General features: G+C 59.6%; 17 protein-coding genes. 5 read left to right on the top strand and 12 right to left on the bottom strand.

Features of this window, described 5'->3' with window-relative positions:
* Window positions 1-121: 121 nt before the first annotated feature.
* Window positions 122-787, bottom strand: a complete 666-nt coding sequence (locus ACK8OE_RS05965; protein WP_410271797.1) for a YggS family pyridoxal phosphate-dependent enzyme — start codon at window positions 785-787, stop codon at window positions 122-124.
* On the opposite strand from ACK8OE_RS05965, the gene ACK8OE_RS05960 reads away from it, so the two are divergent.
* Entirely contained in the window at window positions 781-1,422 is a 642-nt protein-coding gene (locus ACK8OE_RS05960) for a thiamine phosphate synthase (RefSeq protein WP_290793988.1), read from the top strand. The two genes, ACK8OE_RS05965 and ACK8OE_RS05960, sit on opposite strands and share 7 nt — an antisense overlap.
* On the opposite strand, the gene ACK8OE_RS05955 is transcribed toward ACK8OE_RS05960, so the two are convergent.
* Window positions 1,423-1,824, bottom strand: coding sequence for an NtrZ family periplasmic regulatory protein (locus ACK8OE_RS05955; RefSeq protein WP_410271796.1), 402 nt, complete (start codon window positions 1,822-1,824; stop codon window positions 1,423-1,425).
* A 531-nt stretch (window positions 1,825-2,355) separates the two neighbouring features.
* Here ACK8OE_RS05955 and ACK8OE_RS05950 point away from each other — a divergent pair.
* From ACK8OE_RS05950 to holA, 4 genes are all read left to right on the top strand, one after another.
* Window positions 2,356-2,850, top strand: a complete 495-nt coding sequence (locus tag ACK8OE_RS05950) for a DUF3576 domain-containing protein (RefSeq protein ID WP_290793976.1) — start codon at window positions 2,356-2,358, stop codon at window positions 2,848-2,850.
* Window positions 2,851-2,959: 109 nt separating this feature from the next.
* Window positions 2,960-5,527, top strand: coding sequence for a leucine--tRNA ligase (leuS, locus tag ACK8OE_RS05945; RefSeq protein WP_410271795.1), 2,568 nt, complete (start codon window positions 2,960-2,962; stop codon window positions 5,525-5,527).
* A 2-nt stretch (window positions 5,528-5,529) separates the two neighbouring features.
* Window positions 5,530-6,039 carry a hypothetical protein gene (locus tag ACK8OE_RS05940; RefSeq protein ID WP_410271794.1) on the top strand — a complete coding sequence of 170 codons (510 nt, stop codon included), beginning with the start codon at window positions 5,530-5,532 and terminating at the stop codon, window positions 6,037-6,039.
* A gap of 5 nt (window positions 6,040-6,044) precedes the next feature.
* Window positions 6,045-7,097 (top strand): DNA polymerase III subunit delta, encoded by a 1,053-nt coding sequence (gene holA, locus ACK8OE_RS05935; protein WP_410271793.1) that lies wholly within the window; start codon window positions 6,045-6,047, stop codon window positions 7,095-7,097.
* Between the two features lie 36 nt (window positions 7,098-7,133).
* Here the strand turns inward: holA and ACK8OE_RS05930 are convergent, their stop codons facing one another.
* The 10 genes from ACK8OE_RS05930 to hemE all read right to left on the bottom strand — a co-directional run bounded on the left by ACK8OE_RS05930 (window position 7,134) and on the right by hemE (window position 17,343).
* Window positions 7,134-8,021, bottom strand: coding sequence for a ParB/RepB/Spo0J family partition protein (locus ACK8OE_RS05930; RefSeq protein WP_410271792.1), 888 nt, complete (start codon window positions 8,019-8,021; stop codon window positions 7,134-7,136).
* Window positions 8,022-8,040: 19 nt separating this feature from the next.
* The gene (locus tag ACK8OE_RS05925; protein ID WP_126422986.1) at window positions 8,041-8,835 is read right to left on the bottom strand and encodes a ParA family protein; all 795 of its coding nucleotides are present in this window, start codon (window positions 8,833-8,835) and stop codon (window positions 8,041-8,043) included.
* A gap of 16 nt (window positions 8,836-8,851) precedes the next feature.
* Entirely contained in the window at window positions 8,852-9,496 is a 645-nt protein-coding gene (gene rsmG / locus ACK8OE_RS05920; RefSeq protein WP_410271791.1) for a 16S rRNA (guanine(527)-N(7))-methyltransferase RsmG, read from the bottom strand.
* 19 nt (window positions 9,497-9,515) lie between these two features.
* Window positions 9,516-11,378 carry a tRNA uridine-5-carboxymethylaminomethyl(34) synthesis enzyme MnmG gene (mnmG, locus tag ACK8OE_RS05915; RefSeq protein ID WP_410271790.1) on the bottom strand — a complete coding sequence of 621 codons (1,863 nt, stop codon included), beginning with the start codon at window positions 11,376-11,378 and terminating at the stop codon, window positions 9,516-9,518.
* Window positions 11,379-11,492: 114 nt separating this feature from the next.
* Window positions 11,493-12,824 (bottom strand): tRNA uridine-5-carboxymethylaminomethyl(34) synthesis GTPase MnmE, encoded by a 1,332-nt coding sequence (gene mnmE, locus ACK8OE_RS05910; RefSeq protein ID WP_410271789.1) that lies wholly within the window; start codon window positions 12,822-12,824, stop codon window positions 11,493-11,495.
* A gap of 15 nt (window positions 12,825-12,839) precedes the next feature.
* Complete coding sequence (locus ACK8OE_RS05905) at window positions 12,840-13,094, bottom strand: DUF6489 family protein (RefSeq protein WP_013477677.1); 255 nt, start codon at window positions 13,092-13,094, stop codon at window positions 12,840-12,842.
* Window positions 13,095-13,206: 112 nt separating this feature from the next.
* Complete coding sequence (gene rho, locus ACK8OE_RS05900) at window positions 13,207-14,574, bottom strand: transcription termination factor Rho (RefSeq protein WP_410271788.1); 1,368 nt, start codon at window positions 14,572-14,574, stop codon at window positions 13,207-13,209.
* Between the two features lie 260 nt (window positions 14,575-14,834).
* Complete coding sequence (locus ACK8OE_RS05895; RefSeq protein WP_410271787.1) at window positions 14,835-15,290, bottom strand: CopD family protein; 456 nt, start codon at window positions 15,288-15,290, stop codon at window positions 14,835-14,837.
* Window positions 15,291-15,292: 2 nt separating this feature from the next.
* Entirely contained in the window at window positions 15,293-16,321 is a 1,029-nt protein-coding gene (gene hemH / locus ACK8OE_RS05890) for a ferrochelatase (RefSeq protein ID WP_410272025.1), read from the bottom strand.
* Window positions 16,318-17,343: a uroporphyrinogen decarboxylase gene (gene hemE / locus ACK8OE_RS05885; RefSeq protein ID WP_410271786.1), complete on the bottom strand. Its 1,026-nt coding sequence runs from the start codon at window positions 17,341-17,343 to the stop codon at window positions 16,318-16,320. The genes hemH and hemE overlap by 4 nt, the downstream gene beginning before the upstream one ends.
* Window positions 17,344-17,661: the final 318 nt, after the last annotated feature.

The raw sequence follows: 17,661 nt of genomic DNA, 5'->3' as shown, positions 1-17,661 counted from the left end.
GTCGGAGGGGATTACGCAGAGATTGACCAAGGCCGCAGTCTTTGGACGGGTCTGAGCAATCCCCCTCCGTCAACTCACTCCGTTCGTTGCCACCTCCCCACGCTTCGCGTAGGGAGGAGATTCAGCGCTGACCGAAAATGGCCGTGCCGACGCGGATTTCGTTCGATCCGAAGCGCAGCGCCGTTTCGAAATCGTCGCTCATGCCCATGCTGAGATGCCCAATACCGTTACGCTCGGCGATCTTGCGCAACAAAGCGAAATAGGGACCGCGCGGCCCTTCGACCGGCGGAATACACATCAGACCGCGCGGCTCCAGCCCATAGCCACGCACCGTCGCGATGAAGGCGTCGGCCTCAGCGGGCAAAATCCCGGCCTTTTGCGCTTCTTCGCCGATATTGACCTGCACATAGATGTGCGGGGCGCGGCCCTGCTTTTGCGCCTCATCGGCAATGACACGGGCGATTTTTTCGCGGTCAACGCTTTCGATAATATCGAAAAAAGCCACGGCATCGGCGGCCTTATTGCTTTGAAGTGGACCGATGAGGCACAGGGTCAGGTCGGGATATTGATCCTTTTCCGGCCCCCAGCGTTCCATCGCCTCCTGCACGCGGTTCTCGCCAAATCGCCGGTGGCCAGCCTCCAGCACCGGGCGTATAACCTCCCAGGGCTGGTTTTTGGACACAGCGGTCAGGCAGGCGGAATCGTCCGGCCGCCCGGTCAGTTTCAGCGTCTTGTGCAGACCTTTGACAATACGCGCGTAATTTTCCGCCGAAGGTGAAGATGACATACCGAACCCGCTACGCCTTTCTGATGAACCGGGCCAGAGACATAGCCCGCCACGCGCATATGTCCAGCGCAAACGGGCGCGATCTGCCCGCCCTGTTTTACGTCACTGATCCCAAACGCACACCGCATCCGGAAGAAATTGTCGCGCACCTGCCGGCGGGGGCGGGGGTGATCTACCGCCATTTCGGCGATCCTCATGCCACGGCCCATGCCCGCGTCTTGCGCACCCTGTGTGATGATAATGGGGTGAAATTGCTGATCGGGCAGGATGTGGCATTAGCCGAAGAGGTCGCCGCCGATGGCGTGCATCTGCCCGAACGGGCTCTGGCAAACGCACCGGATGTGCGCGAAAGACACGGCGACTGGCTGATTACCGGGGCCTGTCACGGCTGCGAAACGCTCGATCTGGCGGAGGTGACGGCTCTGGATGGCCTCTTCATTTCGCCGGTTTTTGCCAGCCAGAGTCCCTCGGCGAAAGACGTCGCGCCTCTGGGGCTCAAAGGCATTCAGATGTTTTGCGATCTCAGCCCGGTACCGGTTCTGGGGTTGGGCGGCATTGGGGCGGACAATGCCGAACACCTGACGCACTCCGGTCTTGCCGGATTCGGCGCGGTCGAAGCGTTTCAGCTTAAATAATTAAAACTTGAACGTAGTTTCCAGACGCACGCGCGGCTGATCCTTGTCGGCCGCCGGATCACGCGGTTGCAGCGACTTGGTCTTTTCGCCGAAACCGACCGTACCGCCCACACGCACCGAGGGCGAGATCTTATAGAAGGCACCGGCGTCCACGTCGTTCCAGCCAGACGGGCGGGCCTCGTCCTGATTGAGGTCGAGCTTCAACCCCCAGCGGCCCTTGACCGACCACTGATAGATTTTCGACTGCTGACGGGTAGCGGCATTGGTCTCGGTGGAAAGGGTGCTCAGGCTCAGCGGCGCGGTGGCTTCGCTGGTCTTGGCTTTGGCGGTCTGGTTATTGAGCGCATAGGCCGGCGCGGACGCGATAAGCGCCACGGCCATAACCGATACCCCTGCTGCCATAACCCGCTTCATAACTCTACCACTTCCGATGATCAGCCCGCAGGCCAGTCACGTTCAAACCTTGGTTGGGCACGCCATATACGGGATGTGTGACGGATTTATGTAACCGCCTGACATACCCGCAATCGCCTGCCCGTCCCTATCCTGTACCCAGATTAGGGCATGGATATGTTATAAATCGCTTAAAAGCCTGCACGTGCGAAATCAATAGTGATCGGTGTTATTTGGCAAAGCCGTCAGATTCGCTCAAAAGATGTGATCAAATAGACACGCCCTTACCGCTCGCAGATTTCCAGCGTAACGCGCCTTTGCCGCACAACTGCCGCGATTGGGTGCCAGCTTGCCCCGGATTTTGGCCGTACTCCCCCCTCAACGGGTCTGACGGCCCAGAGACGGCTGGGGCCGGGGGACAAGGAAAGGCTTGTCATACCCCCGTTTGCTCATGCTATAGAGCGGTTAACAGGCCAGACGCCCATTGCCCTTAATCCGGGGGTGGCGCTTCGGGACAGAATGCGGAGTGGACGACACACTATGAAGACGATCAAGAAGGCGGCTCTGATTACGCTGGCCGCAGCCCTGTCTCTGAGCCTGACGGGCTGCCTGAGTTTCGGCAAAAAGGACGAGACTACCATAGACGCCAAGGCCGAAAAGCGCGGCTTCCTGGGTCTGGGTGGGTCGAAGCCGACCAGCGAGCAGGCCAATGCGACGATTGGCGTCAATGCCTATCTGTGGCGCGCCTCGCTCGACACCATCTCCTTCATGCCTCTGGCTTCGGCCGATCCGTGGGGCGGCATCATCGTCACCGACTGGTACGCCAACCCCGAAAAGCCGGATGAGCGTTTCAAGGCCACGGTCTATATCCTCGATACCCGTCTGCGCGCCGACGCCCTGAACGTGTCGCTGTACAAGCAGGTCAATACGGGCGGTCAGTGGGTGGACGCCAGCGTCTCGGCCCAGACCCAGATCGACATTGAAAACGCCATCCTGACGCGCGCGCGTCAACTGCGTCTGTCGAACGTGAAATAAGCCCCTTCGCTAAGGGCGAAATTAAGGGCGTTCGGGCTTTGACCCGGACGCTCTTTTTGTTTATGCCGAACGCCTGTTTTTCGCGCCGTTTGCGCTAAAAGGTCCGTTGATGTCCCGCTACAATCCCAAAGAGTCCGAACCGAAACAACGCGCCCGCTGGGACGCCGCCCAGACCTTCCTGACCAAGTCGAAGGATCAGGCCGGCGACAAGCCGAAATACTACGTCCTTGAGATGTTCCCCTACCCGTCGGGCCGCATCCATATGGGCCATGTGCGCAACTACGCCATGGGCGATCTGGTGGCGCGGTTCAAACGCGCGCGCGGTTTCAACGTGCTGCACCCGATGGGCTGGGACGCCTTTGGGATGCCGGCGGAAAATGCGGCTATGGAACGCGGCATCCACCCCAAGGGCTGGACCTACGACAATATTGCCAGCATGAAGGCGCAGCTTCAGCGTCTGGGCCTGTCGATCGACTGGACGCGCGAATTCGCCACCTGCGACCCCAGCTACTATGGCAAGCAGCAAAAGTGGTTCCTCGACCTTTTGAAGCACGGCCTCGTCTATCGCAAGGAGTCTCAGGTCAACTGGGACCCGGTGGACAATACGGTTCTGGCCAACGAGCAGGTCATCGACGGCAAGGGCTGGCGGTCAGGCGCCGTGGTCGAAAAGCGCAACCTGACCCAGTGGTTCCTCAAGATCACCCAGTACGCCGATGATCTGGTCGAAGGGCTTTCGACGCTCGACCGCTGGCCGGACAAGGTGCGTCTGATGCAGGCCAACTGGATCGGCCGCTCCAAGGGTCTGAAGTTCAAATTCAACTTCGCGGGCGACGTCGCGCACGAACCGCTGGAAGTCTATACCACCCGTCCGGACACCCTGTTCGGCGCGGGCTTCGTCGCCGTGGCCGCCGATCACCCGCTGGTCAAGGCTCTGCCTGAGACCCCGGAGCTGGAAGCCTTCCTTGATCAGGTGAAGAAGGGGGGCACCACACAGGAAGAGATCGACACCGGCGAAAAGCTCGGTTTCAACACCGGCCTGAAGGTCGTGCATCCGTTCAAGCCGGGTGAGACTCTGGACGTGTGGATCGCCAATTTCGTGCTGATGGGCTACGGCACCGGGGCCATTTTCGGCTGCCCGGCCCATGACCAGCGCGACCTCGACTTTGCCCGCAAGTACGATTTGCCGGTGCGCGAAGTGGTACTTCCCACCGATGCCGATGCGGCCAGCTTCGCGGTCGATACCGAGGCCTATACCGGTCCGGGTACGATCTTTAATTCCGAGTTCCTCGACGGTCTGGACATCGAAACCGCCAAGGCGACGGCGATTGAAAAGATCGAGTCCATGGGCCTCGGCGAAGGCGCCATCATCTATCGCCTGCGCGATTGGGGCGTGTCACGTCAGCGCTACTGGGGCTGCCCCATCCCGGTCATCCACTGCGACGACTGCGGCGTGGTGCCAGTACCGGACGACCAGTTGCCGGTTACCCTGCCCAAAGATGTCACCTTCGACGTGCCGGGCAACCCGCTGGACCGTCACCCGACCTGGAAGCACGTCAACTGTCCGCACTGCGGCAAGGCGGCGCGCCGCGAAACCGATACGCTCGACACCTTTGTGGATTCGTCGTGGTATTTCGCGCGTTTTACCGCCCCTGACGCCTCAGAGGCCATTCGCAAGGCCGATGCCGACTACTGGCTGCCCGTCGATCAGTATATCGGCGGCATCGAGCACGCCATCCTGCACCTGCTCTATTCGCGCTTTATTACGCGGGCACTGAACACCTGCGGCTATCTGGACGTGAAGGAGCCGTTCGCCGGCCTGTTCACCCAAGGTATGCTGACGCACGAAACCTATAAGACGGCCTCTGGCGAATGGGTCGATCCGTCGGACGTTGAAATTACCAGCGAAGGCAGCAAGCGCAGCGCCATCAAACTGTCCACCGGCGAAGCGCTGAAAATCGGCGACGTCGAAAAGATGTCGAAGTCGAAAAAGAACGTCGTCGCCCCGGAAGACATTTTCGACACCTATGGCGTCGATGCGGCGCGCCTGTTCGTGCTGTCTGACTCCCCGCCGGAGCGCGATGTGCAGTGGACGGCGTCAGGCGTCGAAGGCTCGTGGCGCTTTACGTCGCGGGTGTGGGCCGAATTCGACAGCCTGCCCGACGGCGATGTGCCGGCAACGGACGAAGCCGCCGCGCTGGAGCTGCGCAAGGTGGCGCACAAGGCCGCCAAGGCCGTCACCGAAGGCTTCGAAGGCTTCCGCTTCAACGGTGCGATCGCGAAGCTGTATGAATTCGTCAACGCCCTGCGCGCCTCTGACGTGCAGAAGACGGGTACAGCGGCGCGCCGTGAGGCCCTGACCATCCTCGCCGGGCTGATCGCGCCGGTGACGCCGCATCTGGCCGAAGAAGGCTGGGCGCGTCTGGGGTACGACGGCCTGATCGCCGATGCCGCCTGGCCGCAATACGACCCGGCTCTGGCCACAGACGACGTCTATACCCTGCCCGTTCAGGTCAATGGCAAGAAGCGCGGTGAGCTTCAGGTGCCACTGAATGCTTCCGAGGCGGAAATCCGCGAAATGGCGCTTGCCGACGAGGGCGTGAAGCGTCATCTTGAAGGCGTCACGGTGCGTAAAGTCATCGTCGTTCCCAACCGCATCCTCAACTTTGTCGTAGGCTGATCATGATCCGCAAAGCCCTTCTGGCCTTCGCCCTGCTGAGTGCTCCGCTGTCTTTGACGGGCTGCGGGTTCACCCCGGTCTATGCGCAGAAGGGCCTGCCCGGTGAGCTGGCCAATATCGACGTCATCACCACGGATTCGCGCACTGGCTACTTCCTGCGGCAGAATCTGGTGTCGGGCTTTAACACCCTTGAGGGTCAAAAGCGCTACCGTCTGAGCGTCAAGCTTGACGAAAAACGTTACGATGTCGGTCCCGGTATCAACGACATCGCTGTACGGACCGAAATTTCCACGCGCGTCGAATACACCCTGACCGAAACGGCAACGCGCAAGGTCCTGACCCAGGGTACTTTCGTCGATGCCACGACCTACAATGCCAGTGCGCAATCACCCTATGCCGGCGTCGCCGCCCAGAAAGACGGGCAGCAACGTGCCGCCACGGCTATTGGCGAACGTATCCGCAGCGAACTGGTGCTGTTCTTCCACGACAAGAAAACGGCTCCGGCCAGCTAAAGCCCATGAAGCTGGTCAAGCGTCCTGAGATTGAGGGATTCCTCAAATCACCGCCGCGTGAGGTGATCGCCTGTCTGATCTATGGCAAGGACCGCGGGCAGGTGCTGGAGCGTGGGCAGGCACTGGCCCAGAAGATCGTCCCGGACATCAAGGACCCGTTCAACGTCTCGCTGCTGACCGATACCGATATCGATGCCGATCCCGCCCGCCTTGAGGACGAGCTTCAGGCGCAGTCGCTGATGGGCGGCCGGCGATTGGTACGGCTCAAATTCTTTTCAGAAAAGGCCACACTGGACAAACAGGTGGCCGCTGCGCTTAAGGCCCATGCCGCTGGTGAGTTGAACCGCGATGCCTTCTTCCTGATCGAAGCCGGTGGTTTGGGGGGCGACTCCGGCGTGCGCAAGCTGGCCGATGCCGACAAGGCCATCGCCTCCATCGCCTGCTATGAAGACGAAACCGGCGACGTGGTGCGTATGGCGCGTGAGACTCTGGCGCAGAACGAGGTGGCCCTGACGCCCGACGCCATGGACATCTTCGCCGCCCGCCTGCCTAAGGAACGCGGCGTGGCACGTCAGGAGATCGAACGCCTGTGCCTGTTTATCGGGCCAGGTTCGCGCCGCACCATCGACGAAAAGGAACTACAGGAGTTTTTAGGCGTCGAGCCGGATGCCTCGCTGTTCGATGCCGCCCTGCAGGCCTTTGGCGCGAAAATGGCCCCGGCTCAGGCGGGGTTACGCCGAGCCTTTGCCGAAGGCGAAGACGGCTCTGCGGCCCTGCGCGCCCTTAACGGCCATCTGGTCAAGCTGCGGCTCATTCAAGCCCAGATGGCCAAAGGCATCGACGCCAAGCAGGCCGCCCGTGCGGCAGGTGTCTTCTGGAAGCAGGAAGCGGAGTTTCTACGTCAGTCCCGCGCCTGGTCGGATCTTCATCTCGACCCGCTGTCTAAAGAACTGATCGAGACAGACAAGCAGTGCAAATCCACCGGGATGCCGGACCTGCTGTTGGCCGAACGCCTCTATATGAGCATTGCGGGACGAGCCAGGCGGCTGGGATTGTAAGTCTTCCCAGCGCTGGCGGCATCAAGGGTCCGCCAATTACCTCAGCGAAGAACCCGCCATCAAACGGCGACAGACGTCATCCAGTTGTTCAAGACTGGCATAGGCGATGCGGACCTCACCCTTGCCGCCCTTGTCGTCCAGCTTGACGTTGAGGCCCAGCAATTCCTGAAGGTCCTGCTCCAGCGACAGCACATCGGCATTGGGTTGTGCCTTGGGACGCGCCGGTTTGGTCTCGTCAGCCAGCGCTGTGCGCGCCAGCATTTCCGCCTGACGTACAGACAGACCTTTCTGAATAATCACCTCAGCCTGTGCTTCAGGGTTAGCCGCCGTGGCAATGGCGCGGGCGTGGCCAGCGCTCAGGCGGCCGTGAATGACGTGGTCCTGAATGACCTCCGGCAAGCCCAGCAGACGCATCATATTGGCGATATGGCTGCGCGATTTCGACACCACCTGCGCCACCGCGTCCTGTGTGCGACCAAAGCGCTCCATCAGCACCTTATAGGCGCGCGCCTCCTCGATGGGGTTGAGGTCTTCGCGCTGCACGTTTTCGATGATGCCGATTTCCAACACCTCAAGATCGTCCAGTTCGCGCACGATAACCGGCACGGTCTTCAGACCTGCCTTTTGCGCGGCGCGCCAGCGGCGTTCACCGGCGATGATCTGAAACTGCCCCGCTTGATTGGGCAACGGCCGCACCAGAATGGGCGACAGCACGCCCTTTTCCTTGATCGAGGCGCTGAGGTCGTCGATCTCCGCTTCCGAGAAGAAACGCCGCGGCTGATCCGGATTGCGCTGCAGAATCTCGATCGGCTTTTCCAGCGTCGCGGCGGGCTTGCCATCAGCGGTGGCGATAGGCACGGGGCCCTGATTGTCGCTCAGCAGAGCCGACAGACCGCGACCCAGACCTCTTTGTTTCTCAGACATGTGTATCCTTCAGTCCTGATCAGGCAGCCGCACGGCGCACTTTTTCACGTTGAACGACTTCGCGGGCCAGTTTCAGATAGGCCTGCGAGCCGGTACATTTCAGATCATAGATCAGTGCCGGCTTGCCGAAAGACGGGGCCTCCGATACCCGCACATTGCGCGGAATGACCGTCTCATAGACCTTCTCGCCGAAGTGCGAACGCACGTCTTTGGCCACATGACCGGAAAGCGCATTGCGGCGGTCGAACATGGTCAGCACAATCCCTTGAAGCTCGAGCTTCGGGTTCAGTGAGCCCTTGACCAGATCAATGGTGCGCATCAGTTGCGACAGGCCTTCCAGCGCAAAGAACTCGCATTGCAGCGGCACCAGCACCGCATCGGCGGCGCTCATGGCGTTGATGGTCAGCAGATTCAGGGACGGCGGGCAGTCGATCAGCACATAGGAATAGGCCAGCTCGCCGACCTGCGCCTGATGCTCCAGCGCATCGCGCAGGCGGTAGGAACGGCGGTCGGCCTGACCCAACTCGATCTCCACGCCCGACAGGTCGGGGTCCGACGGGATGATGTACAGGCCGGGCACTGAGGTCTTGACCGCGCATTCGCCAATGGGCTGCTGATCGACGATGACGTCATAGATGGTAGTGGTACGCGCTGAACGCGGCACGCCCAGACCGGTCGAAGCGTTCCCCTGCGGGTCCATGTCGATGATCAGCACGGTCTCACCGACGGCGGCCAAAGCGGTGCCGAGATTGATCGCCGTCGTCGTCTTGCCCACCCCGCCCTTCTGGTTAGACACCGCCAGAACGCGGGGCATGGGGTGCGGGGGGAAACTATCTGGCACGGCGAACGCTCCGAATATGCAGGACGCGACCGCGCGGGTCGCTCAAGGACGTAAACAGCTCAGACTGAAAAGCCCAGTTTTTGTGCGCGTCGGCGATTTCCGCCTCGACGTTTTCGCCTTTCAGCAACCAGCCCTCGGCCCCTTTGCGGAAGAAGCTTTCGGCAAATCCGATCAGCTTCGGCAGAGGGGCCATGGCGCGGGCGGTGACCACATCGACCTTCAGAGAAACATTCTCCGCCCGGTCGTTGATCACCGTCGCCGGCAGGTCCAAGTCTCGCACAACTTCGCCTAAAAAGCGACAGCGCTTGGCCAGAGAGTCGATGAGAAACACGCGCCGGTCTGTGGGTGTTTCGCCTGAATCTGTGGACAGGTGTTTCAAAAGTATGGCCAGTACGACGCCGGGAAAACCCGCGCCTGCGCCCAGGTCCGCCCAGCTTCTGGCCTCCGGCGCATGGTTCAGCAGCTGCGCGGAATCGAGGACGTGCCGCGACCAGTAGTGCGGAAGGGTCGCGGGCCCGACAAGGTTCATCACCTCATTGCGCTCGGCGAGGACCTGCCCAAAGCGGGTAAGGTCATCAATGGCCGCCTGTTTCACGTGAAACACCAGATGTGTCGCCATTTCCTCTGGCGTCATAAACGACTCTGTCATGCGATTATGCCGCGCCCTTTTTCAGGTTGCGCACGTGGAACAACAGCGCTGTCAACGCGCCGGGAGTCATGCCTTCGATGCGACGCGCCTGACCGAGCGTCAGGGGTCTGACGCGGCTCAGCTTCTCCCTGGCTTCGTTGGACAGCCCGCCCACCAAGGCATAGTCAAGGTCTTCAGGCAGGGCGAGATTTTCGTCCTTGCGGAAGGCGTCGATCTCTGCCGCCTGACGGCCCAGATAGCCCGAATAGAGGGCGTCGATTTCGATCTGCTCGAACACGCTGTCGGACCAGTCTTTAAGCTCCGGCCATACCGCTTCCAGCTTATCCCGCGAACAAGTGTCGTAGGACAGGAGTTGCAGCAGGTTGCGCTTCTGACCGTCGGCATTGACGCGGATACCCAAGGCATTGGCCTCATTGGGCGTCAGCTTCAGTTCGTCAGCGCGCTGACGCGCCGTGGCCAAGGCCTGTTTTTTCTCCAGCCAATGCGCCTTGCGCCGCTCGCCCATCAGGCCGATCTTCAACGCGATATCCGACAGACGTTGATCCGCATTGTCGGCACGCAGCTTCAGACGGAACTCGGCGCGGCTTGTGAACATGCGATAGGGTTCCGTGACACCCTTGGTCACCAGATCGTCGATCATCACCCCAATATAGGCTTCGTCACGCCCCAGCACCAGCGGGCTCAGGCCCCCGGCGCGCGCCGCCGCGTTCAGGCCCGCTATCAGGCCCTGCGCCCCCGCCTCTTCATAGCCCGTCGTGCCGTTGATCTGCCCGGCCAGAAACAGGCCCGGCAGGCGCTTCAGCTCAAGCGTCGGATAGAGTTCACGCGGATCGACATAATCGTATTCAATGGCGTAGGCGTAGCGCTTGATAACCACATTTTCGAGGCCGCGAATGGTCCGCAAAAACGCTTCCTGCGTCGCCTCAGACACGCTGGTCGAGATACCGTTCGGATAGACGGTGTCATCGTCATAGCCTTCGGGCTCCAGAAACACCTGATGGCTGTCCTTGTCCGAAAAGCGCACCACCTTATCCTCGATGGAGGGACAATAGCGCGGCCCGCGTCCGGACAGATGGCCGCCATAGACCGCCGATTCCGTGATGCGCTCCTGAATGATGCGGTGCGTGTCGGCATTGGTATAGGTGATGCCGCAGGTGATTTGCGGCCGGTCGATGGCGGCGTTCAGGGTCGAAAACGGCGTCGGAACCGCGTCGCCTTCCTGTTTTTCCAGAATATCCCAATTGATCGTCTTGCCATCCAGCCGCGCCGGCGTGCCGGTTTTCAGACGGCCCATATCGAGCTTAAGATCATAGAGGCGTTGCCCCAGACCATTGGCCGGCTCATCGCCATACCGCCCGGCGGCCATGCGCTTTTCGCCAATATGGATGATGCCGCGCAAAAAGGTGCCGGTCGTCAGCACCACGGCCTTCGAGCGGTATTCGACACCCTGCGCATCGACGGCACCGACGACGGTATCCCCCTCAAGGATCAGGTCTTCGACCGCTGCGGCGATAATCGTCAGGTTTTCGGTGCTTTGCAGTTCGGCCTGCATGGCTTCACGATAGAGCTTACGGTCGATCTGAGCGCGCGGGCCACGCACGGCTGGCCCCTTGGAGCGATTGAGCATCTTGAACTGGATGCCGCCGATATCGGCCATGCGCCCCATAACGCCGTCCAAGGCGTCGATTTCACGCACCAGATGGCCCTTGCCCAAGCCTCCAATGGCTGGGTTGCACGACATCTCACCCAGGGTTTCGATCTTGTGCGTCAGCAGCAAGGTCTTGGCACCCATGCGCGCCGCAGCCGTCGAGGCCTCAGTGCCCGCATGGCCTCCACCGACGACAATGACATCCCAAAATTGGGTCATAGAGCTTCAACCTGTCCGGAAAACGAATGAGGGCTGGCTATAGCAGATCAGGCCGGACGGGTCGAATCGAGAAGTGTTAATTTTGTCGTTATCCGTGTTTCACGTGAAACACTCTTATTTGCCTATGCAGAAGCTGGAGAAGATATGATCCAACACCTGCTCCACATCGGTGCGGCCAAACAGGGCGTCAAAAGAGGATAGCGCCTGGCGAATATCTTCGGCCATTAGTTCGGGTGTAGCGAAACCAATCCCCAGGGCGCGATCCAAAGCCGCATCGACCTCGCGCAGACGCTCGCCATGCCGTTCCCGTGTTGCCGCGGGGAAGGTGCTGAGAGACAGGGCTGCTTCGAGATCAGTCTCCAGAGCGCCTTGAACCGCCTCAATCCCCTCACCTCTGGTCAGGCTGGTTTCCAGAAGACGGACCTTTTTGTTCTCATGCTGAGATCGAAAAGCTGCAAGGGATTCCGCAGATATTTGATCCGTCTTGTTGAGGATCAGATAGTCCCCCGGTTGCATGGCCGACAGGTCTTCCGGTGCGTCCGATACATCCACGACCCACAAGCGTAAATCTGCCGAGTGCCCCCTCGCCTTCGCCCGGCGAATACCTTCGGACTCCACAACGTCCTCGGTTTCGCGCAGGCCCGCCGTGTCATAGATCAAGGCCGCATAGGGTCCGATACGAATGGGAGATTCAATCACATCGCGCGTCGTGCCGGCAATCGGCGTCACAATCGCCGCATCGGTTTGTAGCAGGGCGTTAAACAGGCTCGACTTGCCGGCATTGGGCTTGCCCATAATGGCAATGCGATAACCTTCGCGGATTTGTTGCCCGCGTCTCGCATCCGTGATCGCCGCCCCTACCTCGGTCTTCAGCGTGATAATATCCGAAATAATAAGTTCGCTGAGGTGTTCCGGGATATCATCGTCCGGGAAATCGACGATGGCTTCGATATGGGCCAGAATACGGATCAGCGCATCGCGCCATTGGGCATAGCGATCACGGAAACCACCTTCGAGCTGCATCAGAGCCTGACGCCGCTGCGCCTCAGACTCGGCCTCAACCAGATCGGAAATGGCCTCGGCCTGAGTCAGGTCGAACTTGCCATTTTCAAAGGCCCGGCGCGAAAACTCACCCGGCTCGGCGTGACGCAGGTCCTCGGCGCGAAACACCGCATAGAGGCGTTCAAGCACCGCGCGTGAGCCGTGGATATGAAATTCAGCGCAGTCTTCGCCGGTAAAACTGTTCGGCCCCTTGAACCACAGGACCAGAGCCTGATCTATCAGCTCACCGGCATAGCGCAGATGACCAAGCGTCGCATAGCGCGGACGCGGCAAGCGCCCCAGCAAGGCCTCAACCACCTGTGCCGCTTGAGGCCCGGAGACGCGGATGACCGACACCCCGGCCCGACCTTGCGCCGAGGCCAAAGCGAAAATCGTCTGTTTCACGTGAAACACGAGAACCTACTTACCGCCCTTGAAGCCGCCCATGCTGGCGGTCGCCGCGGATTGCATCATCTTGAGGAAGTGATCCTGCGCCTGCACGCCGAAGCTCGACCAGGTCTTGATGATCTCCTCGGGCTGCATCGACTGGATATTTTGTTCGACGCGGGCCTTCATCTGCTCAACCATATAGTCGTTCAGCGTCTCGACATTGGGCAGGCCCAAAAACGCGCGGGCTTCCTGCGGCGTGCATTCGATATCGAAGGTGACTTTCATAGCGGGTCTCCGCAAGGCTCGCATCGACAAATGAGAGCGGATAAACAAAGGGCCGGATTGCTCCGGCCCGGATAGATTCACAATGATCCTGTGTCGCCTGATTTGGCAAGGATCAGGTGTTCATGCTCTGGAAGAATTCGCCATTGTTCTTGGTCTGACGCAGCTTGTCGATCAGGAACTCGATGGCATCCTGGGCACCCATCGGATTGAGGATACGACGCAGCACGTAGGTTTTTTGCAGGTCCGACTTATCGACCAGCAGGTCTTCCTTACGCGTGCCCGACTTGAGGATGTCCATGGCCGGGAAGACGCGCTTGTCGGCGACCTTACGGTCCAGCACGATTTCCGAGTTGCCCGTGCCCTTAAACTCTTCGAAGATCACTTCGTCCATGCGCGAACCGGTGTCGATCAGTGCAGTGGCGATGATGGTCAGCGAGCCGCCCTCTTCAATATTACGCGCTGCACCGAAGAAGCGCTTAGGGCGTTGCAGAGCATTGGCATCGACACCGCCGGTCAGCACCTTGCCCGATGATGGCACGACCGTGTTATAGGCGCGGCCGAGACGGGTGATCGAGTCGAGCAGTATGACTACGTCGCGTTTGTGTTCGACCAGACGCTTGGCCTTTTCGATGACCATTTCGGCCACCTGAACGTGGCGTGTTGCCGGCTCATCAAAGGTCGAGGAGATGACTTCGCCGCGCACGGTGCGCTGCATATCCGTCACTTCTTCGGGGCGTTCGTCGATCAGCAGCACCATCAGGTAGCATTCCGGATGGTTGGCAGCGATCGACTTGGCGATGTTTTGCAGCATGACCGTCTTACCGACGCGCGGCGGGGCGACGATCAGGCAGCGCTGACCCTTACCCAGAGGCGCCACGATGTCGATGATGCGCCCCGAACGGTCCTTGATCGTCGGGTCTTCGATTTCCATTTTCAGCCGCTCTTCGGGATAGAGCGGCGTCAGGTTATCGAAATGCACCTTATGGCGGATGGCTTCGGGGTCTTCGAAATTGATCGTCTTGATCTTCGACAGGGCGAAGTAACGCTCGCCTTCGCGCGGGCTGCGGATCGGGCCTTCGACCGTGTCGCCGGTACGCAGGGCGTGGCGGCGGATCTGCTGCGGCGACACGTAGATGTCATCGGGACCGGGCAGATAGTTGGCTTCGGGCGAACGCAGGAAGCCAAACCCGTCCTGCAGCACTTCTATGACGCCGGAGCCGGTGATTTCGACACCTTCTTCGGCCAGCGTTTTCAGAACCGCAAACATCAGGTCCTGCATCCGCATGGAGGCGGCGTTTTCAACGCCGATCTGTTCGGCAAAGGCCAGCAGGTCGGCCGGCGACTTGTCCTTCAGTTCCTGAAGCGACAGTTTTTCCTGATTGGGGTTTTCCGACTCGTCATCGCCAGTGTCGCTGCCGTTTTCGTCTTCGGCAGCGTCTTCCAGCGTGGTGTCGTATTCGATTTCATTGTCTTCGGACATGGGAGGGGTCTCTGATACGGCACGCAGTCACGATGACTTTATAAACAAAGTCAAGGTCTTAGGCTGTGCCTGTCTGATAAGCCAGCGCGTGAACGCTGTATGGAAACTGGGGGAGGCCTTGAAACCACGAGAACCGTGGGGCCGGGAAATGCGCGACTTAATACCCGTTTGGCGCGCGCAATGGTTCTGAGCAATACACCCAAACGCCGAAAGGTCAAGGGCGGACCTCACCTGACCTTCCCGATCAAAGAGAGGTGATTTCAGATCGTGAACATTTCGGTGGTCACGGCAATGACCATGACAATGGCTATGATGGCCGGAATCTCATTGGCGATGCGCCAGAACCTTTCCGAACCAATGTCTTCGGCGCGCTGGAGCTTTTTGAACCGCACGGCGAGAAAATGATGATACCCGGTGATCAGCACAATGCCGATCATCTTCACCACAAACCACGGCTCGTAAAAGAACTTCCAGCCAAAACGGTCGTGCACATTGCTGTAGATCAGACCGGCTCCGAACAGCCAGGCGGCGATCATGGCCGGGTTCATGATAAAGCGCAGCAGACGCCGCTCCATACCGCTCAGGACTTCGACCACCTGCGGCTTGTCGCGATTGGCGATATGGTTGATGAACAGGCGCGGCAGATAGAGCAGCCCGGCCATCCAGGCAATGACGGCCAGTATGTGCAGGCCACGCAGCAGGTCGTAATGGTTCATGCTCAAAAGCCCTTTTGTTTGGGGCATTGCCCGTGGCAGGCATCACAGGCGTAATCGGCCATAATGGTGGCCTCTGACCCGATGGCGCGCAGTACCTCATCGCCCAGCGCCCGGATAAACAGCGGCTCGATACCAACTACCGGCACACGGACATAGTCCTTCGCCCCGTGCTCATCGGCCAGATGTTTATACTCCATATCGAGTTCGACAAGCGTTTCGATATGTTCAGAGACAAAGGCCACGGGCACAACCACGGGCGATTTCCCGCTTTTGACCGTGTCGATAATCGTTTCGTCGGTCGAAGGCCCGATCCATTTCAACGGCCCCACCCGGCTCTGATAACAGACGACGTGGTCAATCTGCCTCCCCACCTGTTCCATGATGGCGGCAACACTGGCCTCGACCTGCGCCTGATACGGGTCGCCCTTCTTGATGATCTTCTCCGGCAGGCCATGCGCCGAAAACAGCAGACGATAATCCTTGAGGTTGCTCAGGCCAGACAACTTCTGACGGATCAGATCGGCATAGGATTTGGCGAAGGCCGGATTTTGCGGATAGCAGCACAGATACTTGACCGGAGCCGCGCCCTTATAGGCCTTTTTGAAGGTCACAAACGACGACAGGGTGGTGGTGGTCGAAAACTGCGGATAAAGCGGCAGGGCCACCACCTGATCCGGTTGCCACGCCTCAACAGCCTTTACCGTGTCTTCGATAAACGGGTGCCAGTAGCGCATCCCGATAAAGACCTTGAACTCCAGATCCTTGACGGTTTTCGACAGATGGCTGCTCAAGGCGTCGGCCTGCGCCTCGGTTTCCTTGACGATGGGCGACCCGCCTCCCATCAGGCGGTAATTGGCCTGAGCCGAGGTTTCGCGGCGAGATGAAATCAGGCGCGCCACCATCTGCCGCAAAGGGGACGGCAGGCCGATAATGTATTTGTCGCTGAACAGGTTGTAGAGAAACGGTTTGACATCGGCCTGGGTCAGGGGCCCGCCGAGATTGAACAGAACAACAGCGACTTTTTTCATCAGCTTCTTATGAGATGTAGCGTCCGCTCGACATGAGCGATGGGGGTGTCGGGAAAGATGCCATGCCCCAGATTAAAAATATACGGCCCCTGCCCCCAGGCGGATTTCATTTTCAGCACCATATCGTCCAGTGCAGCCCCACCGGAACGCAGAACGACCGGATCGAGCGCCCCCTGTATCGGCAATTTTTTCTGGATCGCCTGCCCCAGTTTCAACGGCGTGGCGGTCCCCAGCGCCATGCCCTGCACCTCGACCTGATCGGCATAGTCAAGACAGCGCGCCTCGGCCCCGCGCGGAAAGCCGATAATGGGCAGGGTTACACCCAGTTCGCGCACACGCCGCACCAGCCTTTGATGCGGTTCGATAACCAGTTGATCAAACAAGGGATCGGGAAAGCCTTCGGCCCAGCTTTCGAAGATTTTGAGGACCTGCGCGCCGCAATCCGCCTGCATCTTCAGATACTGCGCCGAAGCCTCAATGACCACGTCCATCACCTGCGCCACCAGTTGCGGCTGCTCATAAACAAAGGCGCGGATCAGTGAGCGGTCATGGGCTTTGCGCCCATTGAGCATATAGGTCATCACTGTCCACGGCCCGCCACAGAATCCCAGAAGCGTCACCTCCTTGGGCAGTTCCAAACGCAGGATTTTCAGGGTCTCACCGACGGCCTTCAAGGCTTCTCCCGCCGAGCCAGCCAGATCAGCCATCTGCGCTACAGAGGGTAAGTCCCCAAGAACCGGCCCCTCACCCGCTTCAAAGCGAACGTCCTGACCGAGCGCCATAGGGATGACTAGAATATCGGAAAACAGGATGGCCCCGTCCATGCCGTAGCGACGTACCGGTTGCAGCGTCGCTTCGGCGGCTTTTTCGGGATTGAGGCAAAAGCTCAGAAAATCCGGCGTCGTCGCCCGAAGCTCACGGTATTCAGGCAGATGGCGACCAGCCTGACGCATGAACCAGACGGGCGGCGTTTTCAACGTCTGTCCCTGAAGGACCGAGACTATGGATGGCGTGTGCGAGGTCATGAGTCAATCCATAGGCTTCGGACGGTATTCCCTCAATCCCTCTAAAAGATTTTTAGAAAGATAGAAGGGGTAGTTAGGCCGTGGATGCTGCGCAAAAACGTCGCATCGGGGAAAAATGATGGCCGTTTTCCCGGCCTTTGCACAGAGCGACGTTAATGAATTTTTAATTTCTCACAACCTGTGGGAATCCGGGATAATTAACCAAATCCTAACACTGATTAAGAAAATCCTAACGACTGGGAGTGGCGGCCATACACGGTTAATTTTTTGTTAAGATTTACACACAAAGCCGTCACAAAAGAGTCACCGATGCCCGTG

The organism is Asticcacaulis sp. W401b (genome assembly GCF_046503825.1).
Classification (GTDB): domain Bacteria; phylum Pseudomonadota; class Alphaproteobacteria; order Caulobacterales; family Caulobacteraceae; genus Asticcacaulis.
Note: the sequence above shows the minus strand (reverse complement) of the source record. Positions and strands in the feature narration are given on the sequence as shown.

Excerpts from the sequence above, each read along its gene's own strand:
- ACK8OE_RS05895 (WP_410271787.1), bottom strand. The coding sequence starts at position 15,290 with ATGAACCATTACGACCTGCTGCGTGGCCTGCACATACTGGCCGTCATT.
- rsmG (WP_410271791.1), bottom strand. The coding sequence starts at position 9,496 with ATGACGCCAGAGGAAATGGCGACACATCTGGTGTTTCACGTGAAACAG.
- ACK8OE_RS05950 (WP_290793976.1), top strand. The coding sequence starts at position 2,356 with ATGAAGACGATCAAGAAGGCGGCTCTGATTACGCTGGCCGCAGCCCTG.
- ACK8OE_RS05905 (WP_013477677.1), bottom strand. The coding sequence starts at position 13,094 with ATGAAAGTCACCTTCGATATCGAATGCACGCCGCAGGAAGCCCGCGCG.
- ACK8OE_RS05930 (WP_410271792.1), bottom strand. The coding sequence starts at position 8,021 with ATGTCTGAGAAACAAAGAGGTCTGGGTCGCGGTCTGTCGGCTCTGCTG.
- ACK8OE_RS05955 (WP_410271796.1), bottom strand. The coding sequence starts at position 1,824 with ATGGCAGCAGGGGTATCGGTTATGGCCGTGGCGCTTATCGCGTCCGCG.
- ACK8OE_RS05960 (WP_290793988.1), top strand. The coding sequence starts at position 781 with ATGACATACCGAACCCGCTACGCCTTTCTGATGAACCGGGCCAGAGAC.
- ACK8OE_RS05940 (WP_410271794.1), top strand. The coding sequence starts at position 5,530 with ATGATCCGCAAAGCCCTTCTGGCCTTCGCCCTGCTGAGTGCTCCGCTG.
- ACK8OE_RS05925 (WP_126422986.1), bottom strand. The coding sequence starts at position 8,835 with ATGCCCCGCGTTCTGGCGGTGTCTAACCAGAAGGGCGGGGTGGGCAAG.
- hemE (WP_410271786.1), bottom strand. The coding sequence starts at position 17,343 with ATGACCTCGCACACGCCATCCATAGTCTCGGTCCTTCAGGGACAGACG.
- holA (WP_410271793.1), top strand. The coding sequence starts at position 6,045 with ATGAAGCTGGTCAAGCGTCCTGAGATTGAGGGATTCCTCAAATCACCG.
- rho (WP_410271788.1), bottom strand. The coding sequence starts at position 14,574 with ATGTCCGAAGACAATGAAATCGAATACGACACCACGCTGGAAGACGCT.
- mnmG (WP_410271790.1), bottom strand. The coding sequence starts at position 11,378 with ATGACCCAATTTTGGGATGTCATTGTCGTCGGTGGAGGCCATGCGGGC.
- ACK8OE_RS05965 (WP_410271797.1), bottom strand. The coding sequence starts at position 787 with ATGTCATCTTCACCTTCGGCGGAAAATTACGCGCGTATTGTCAAAGGT.
- leuS (WP_410271795.1), top strand. The coding sequence starts at position 2,960 with ATGTCCCGCTACAATCCCAAAGAGTCCGAACCGAAACAACGCGCCCGC.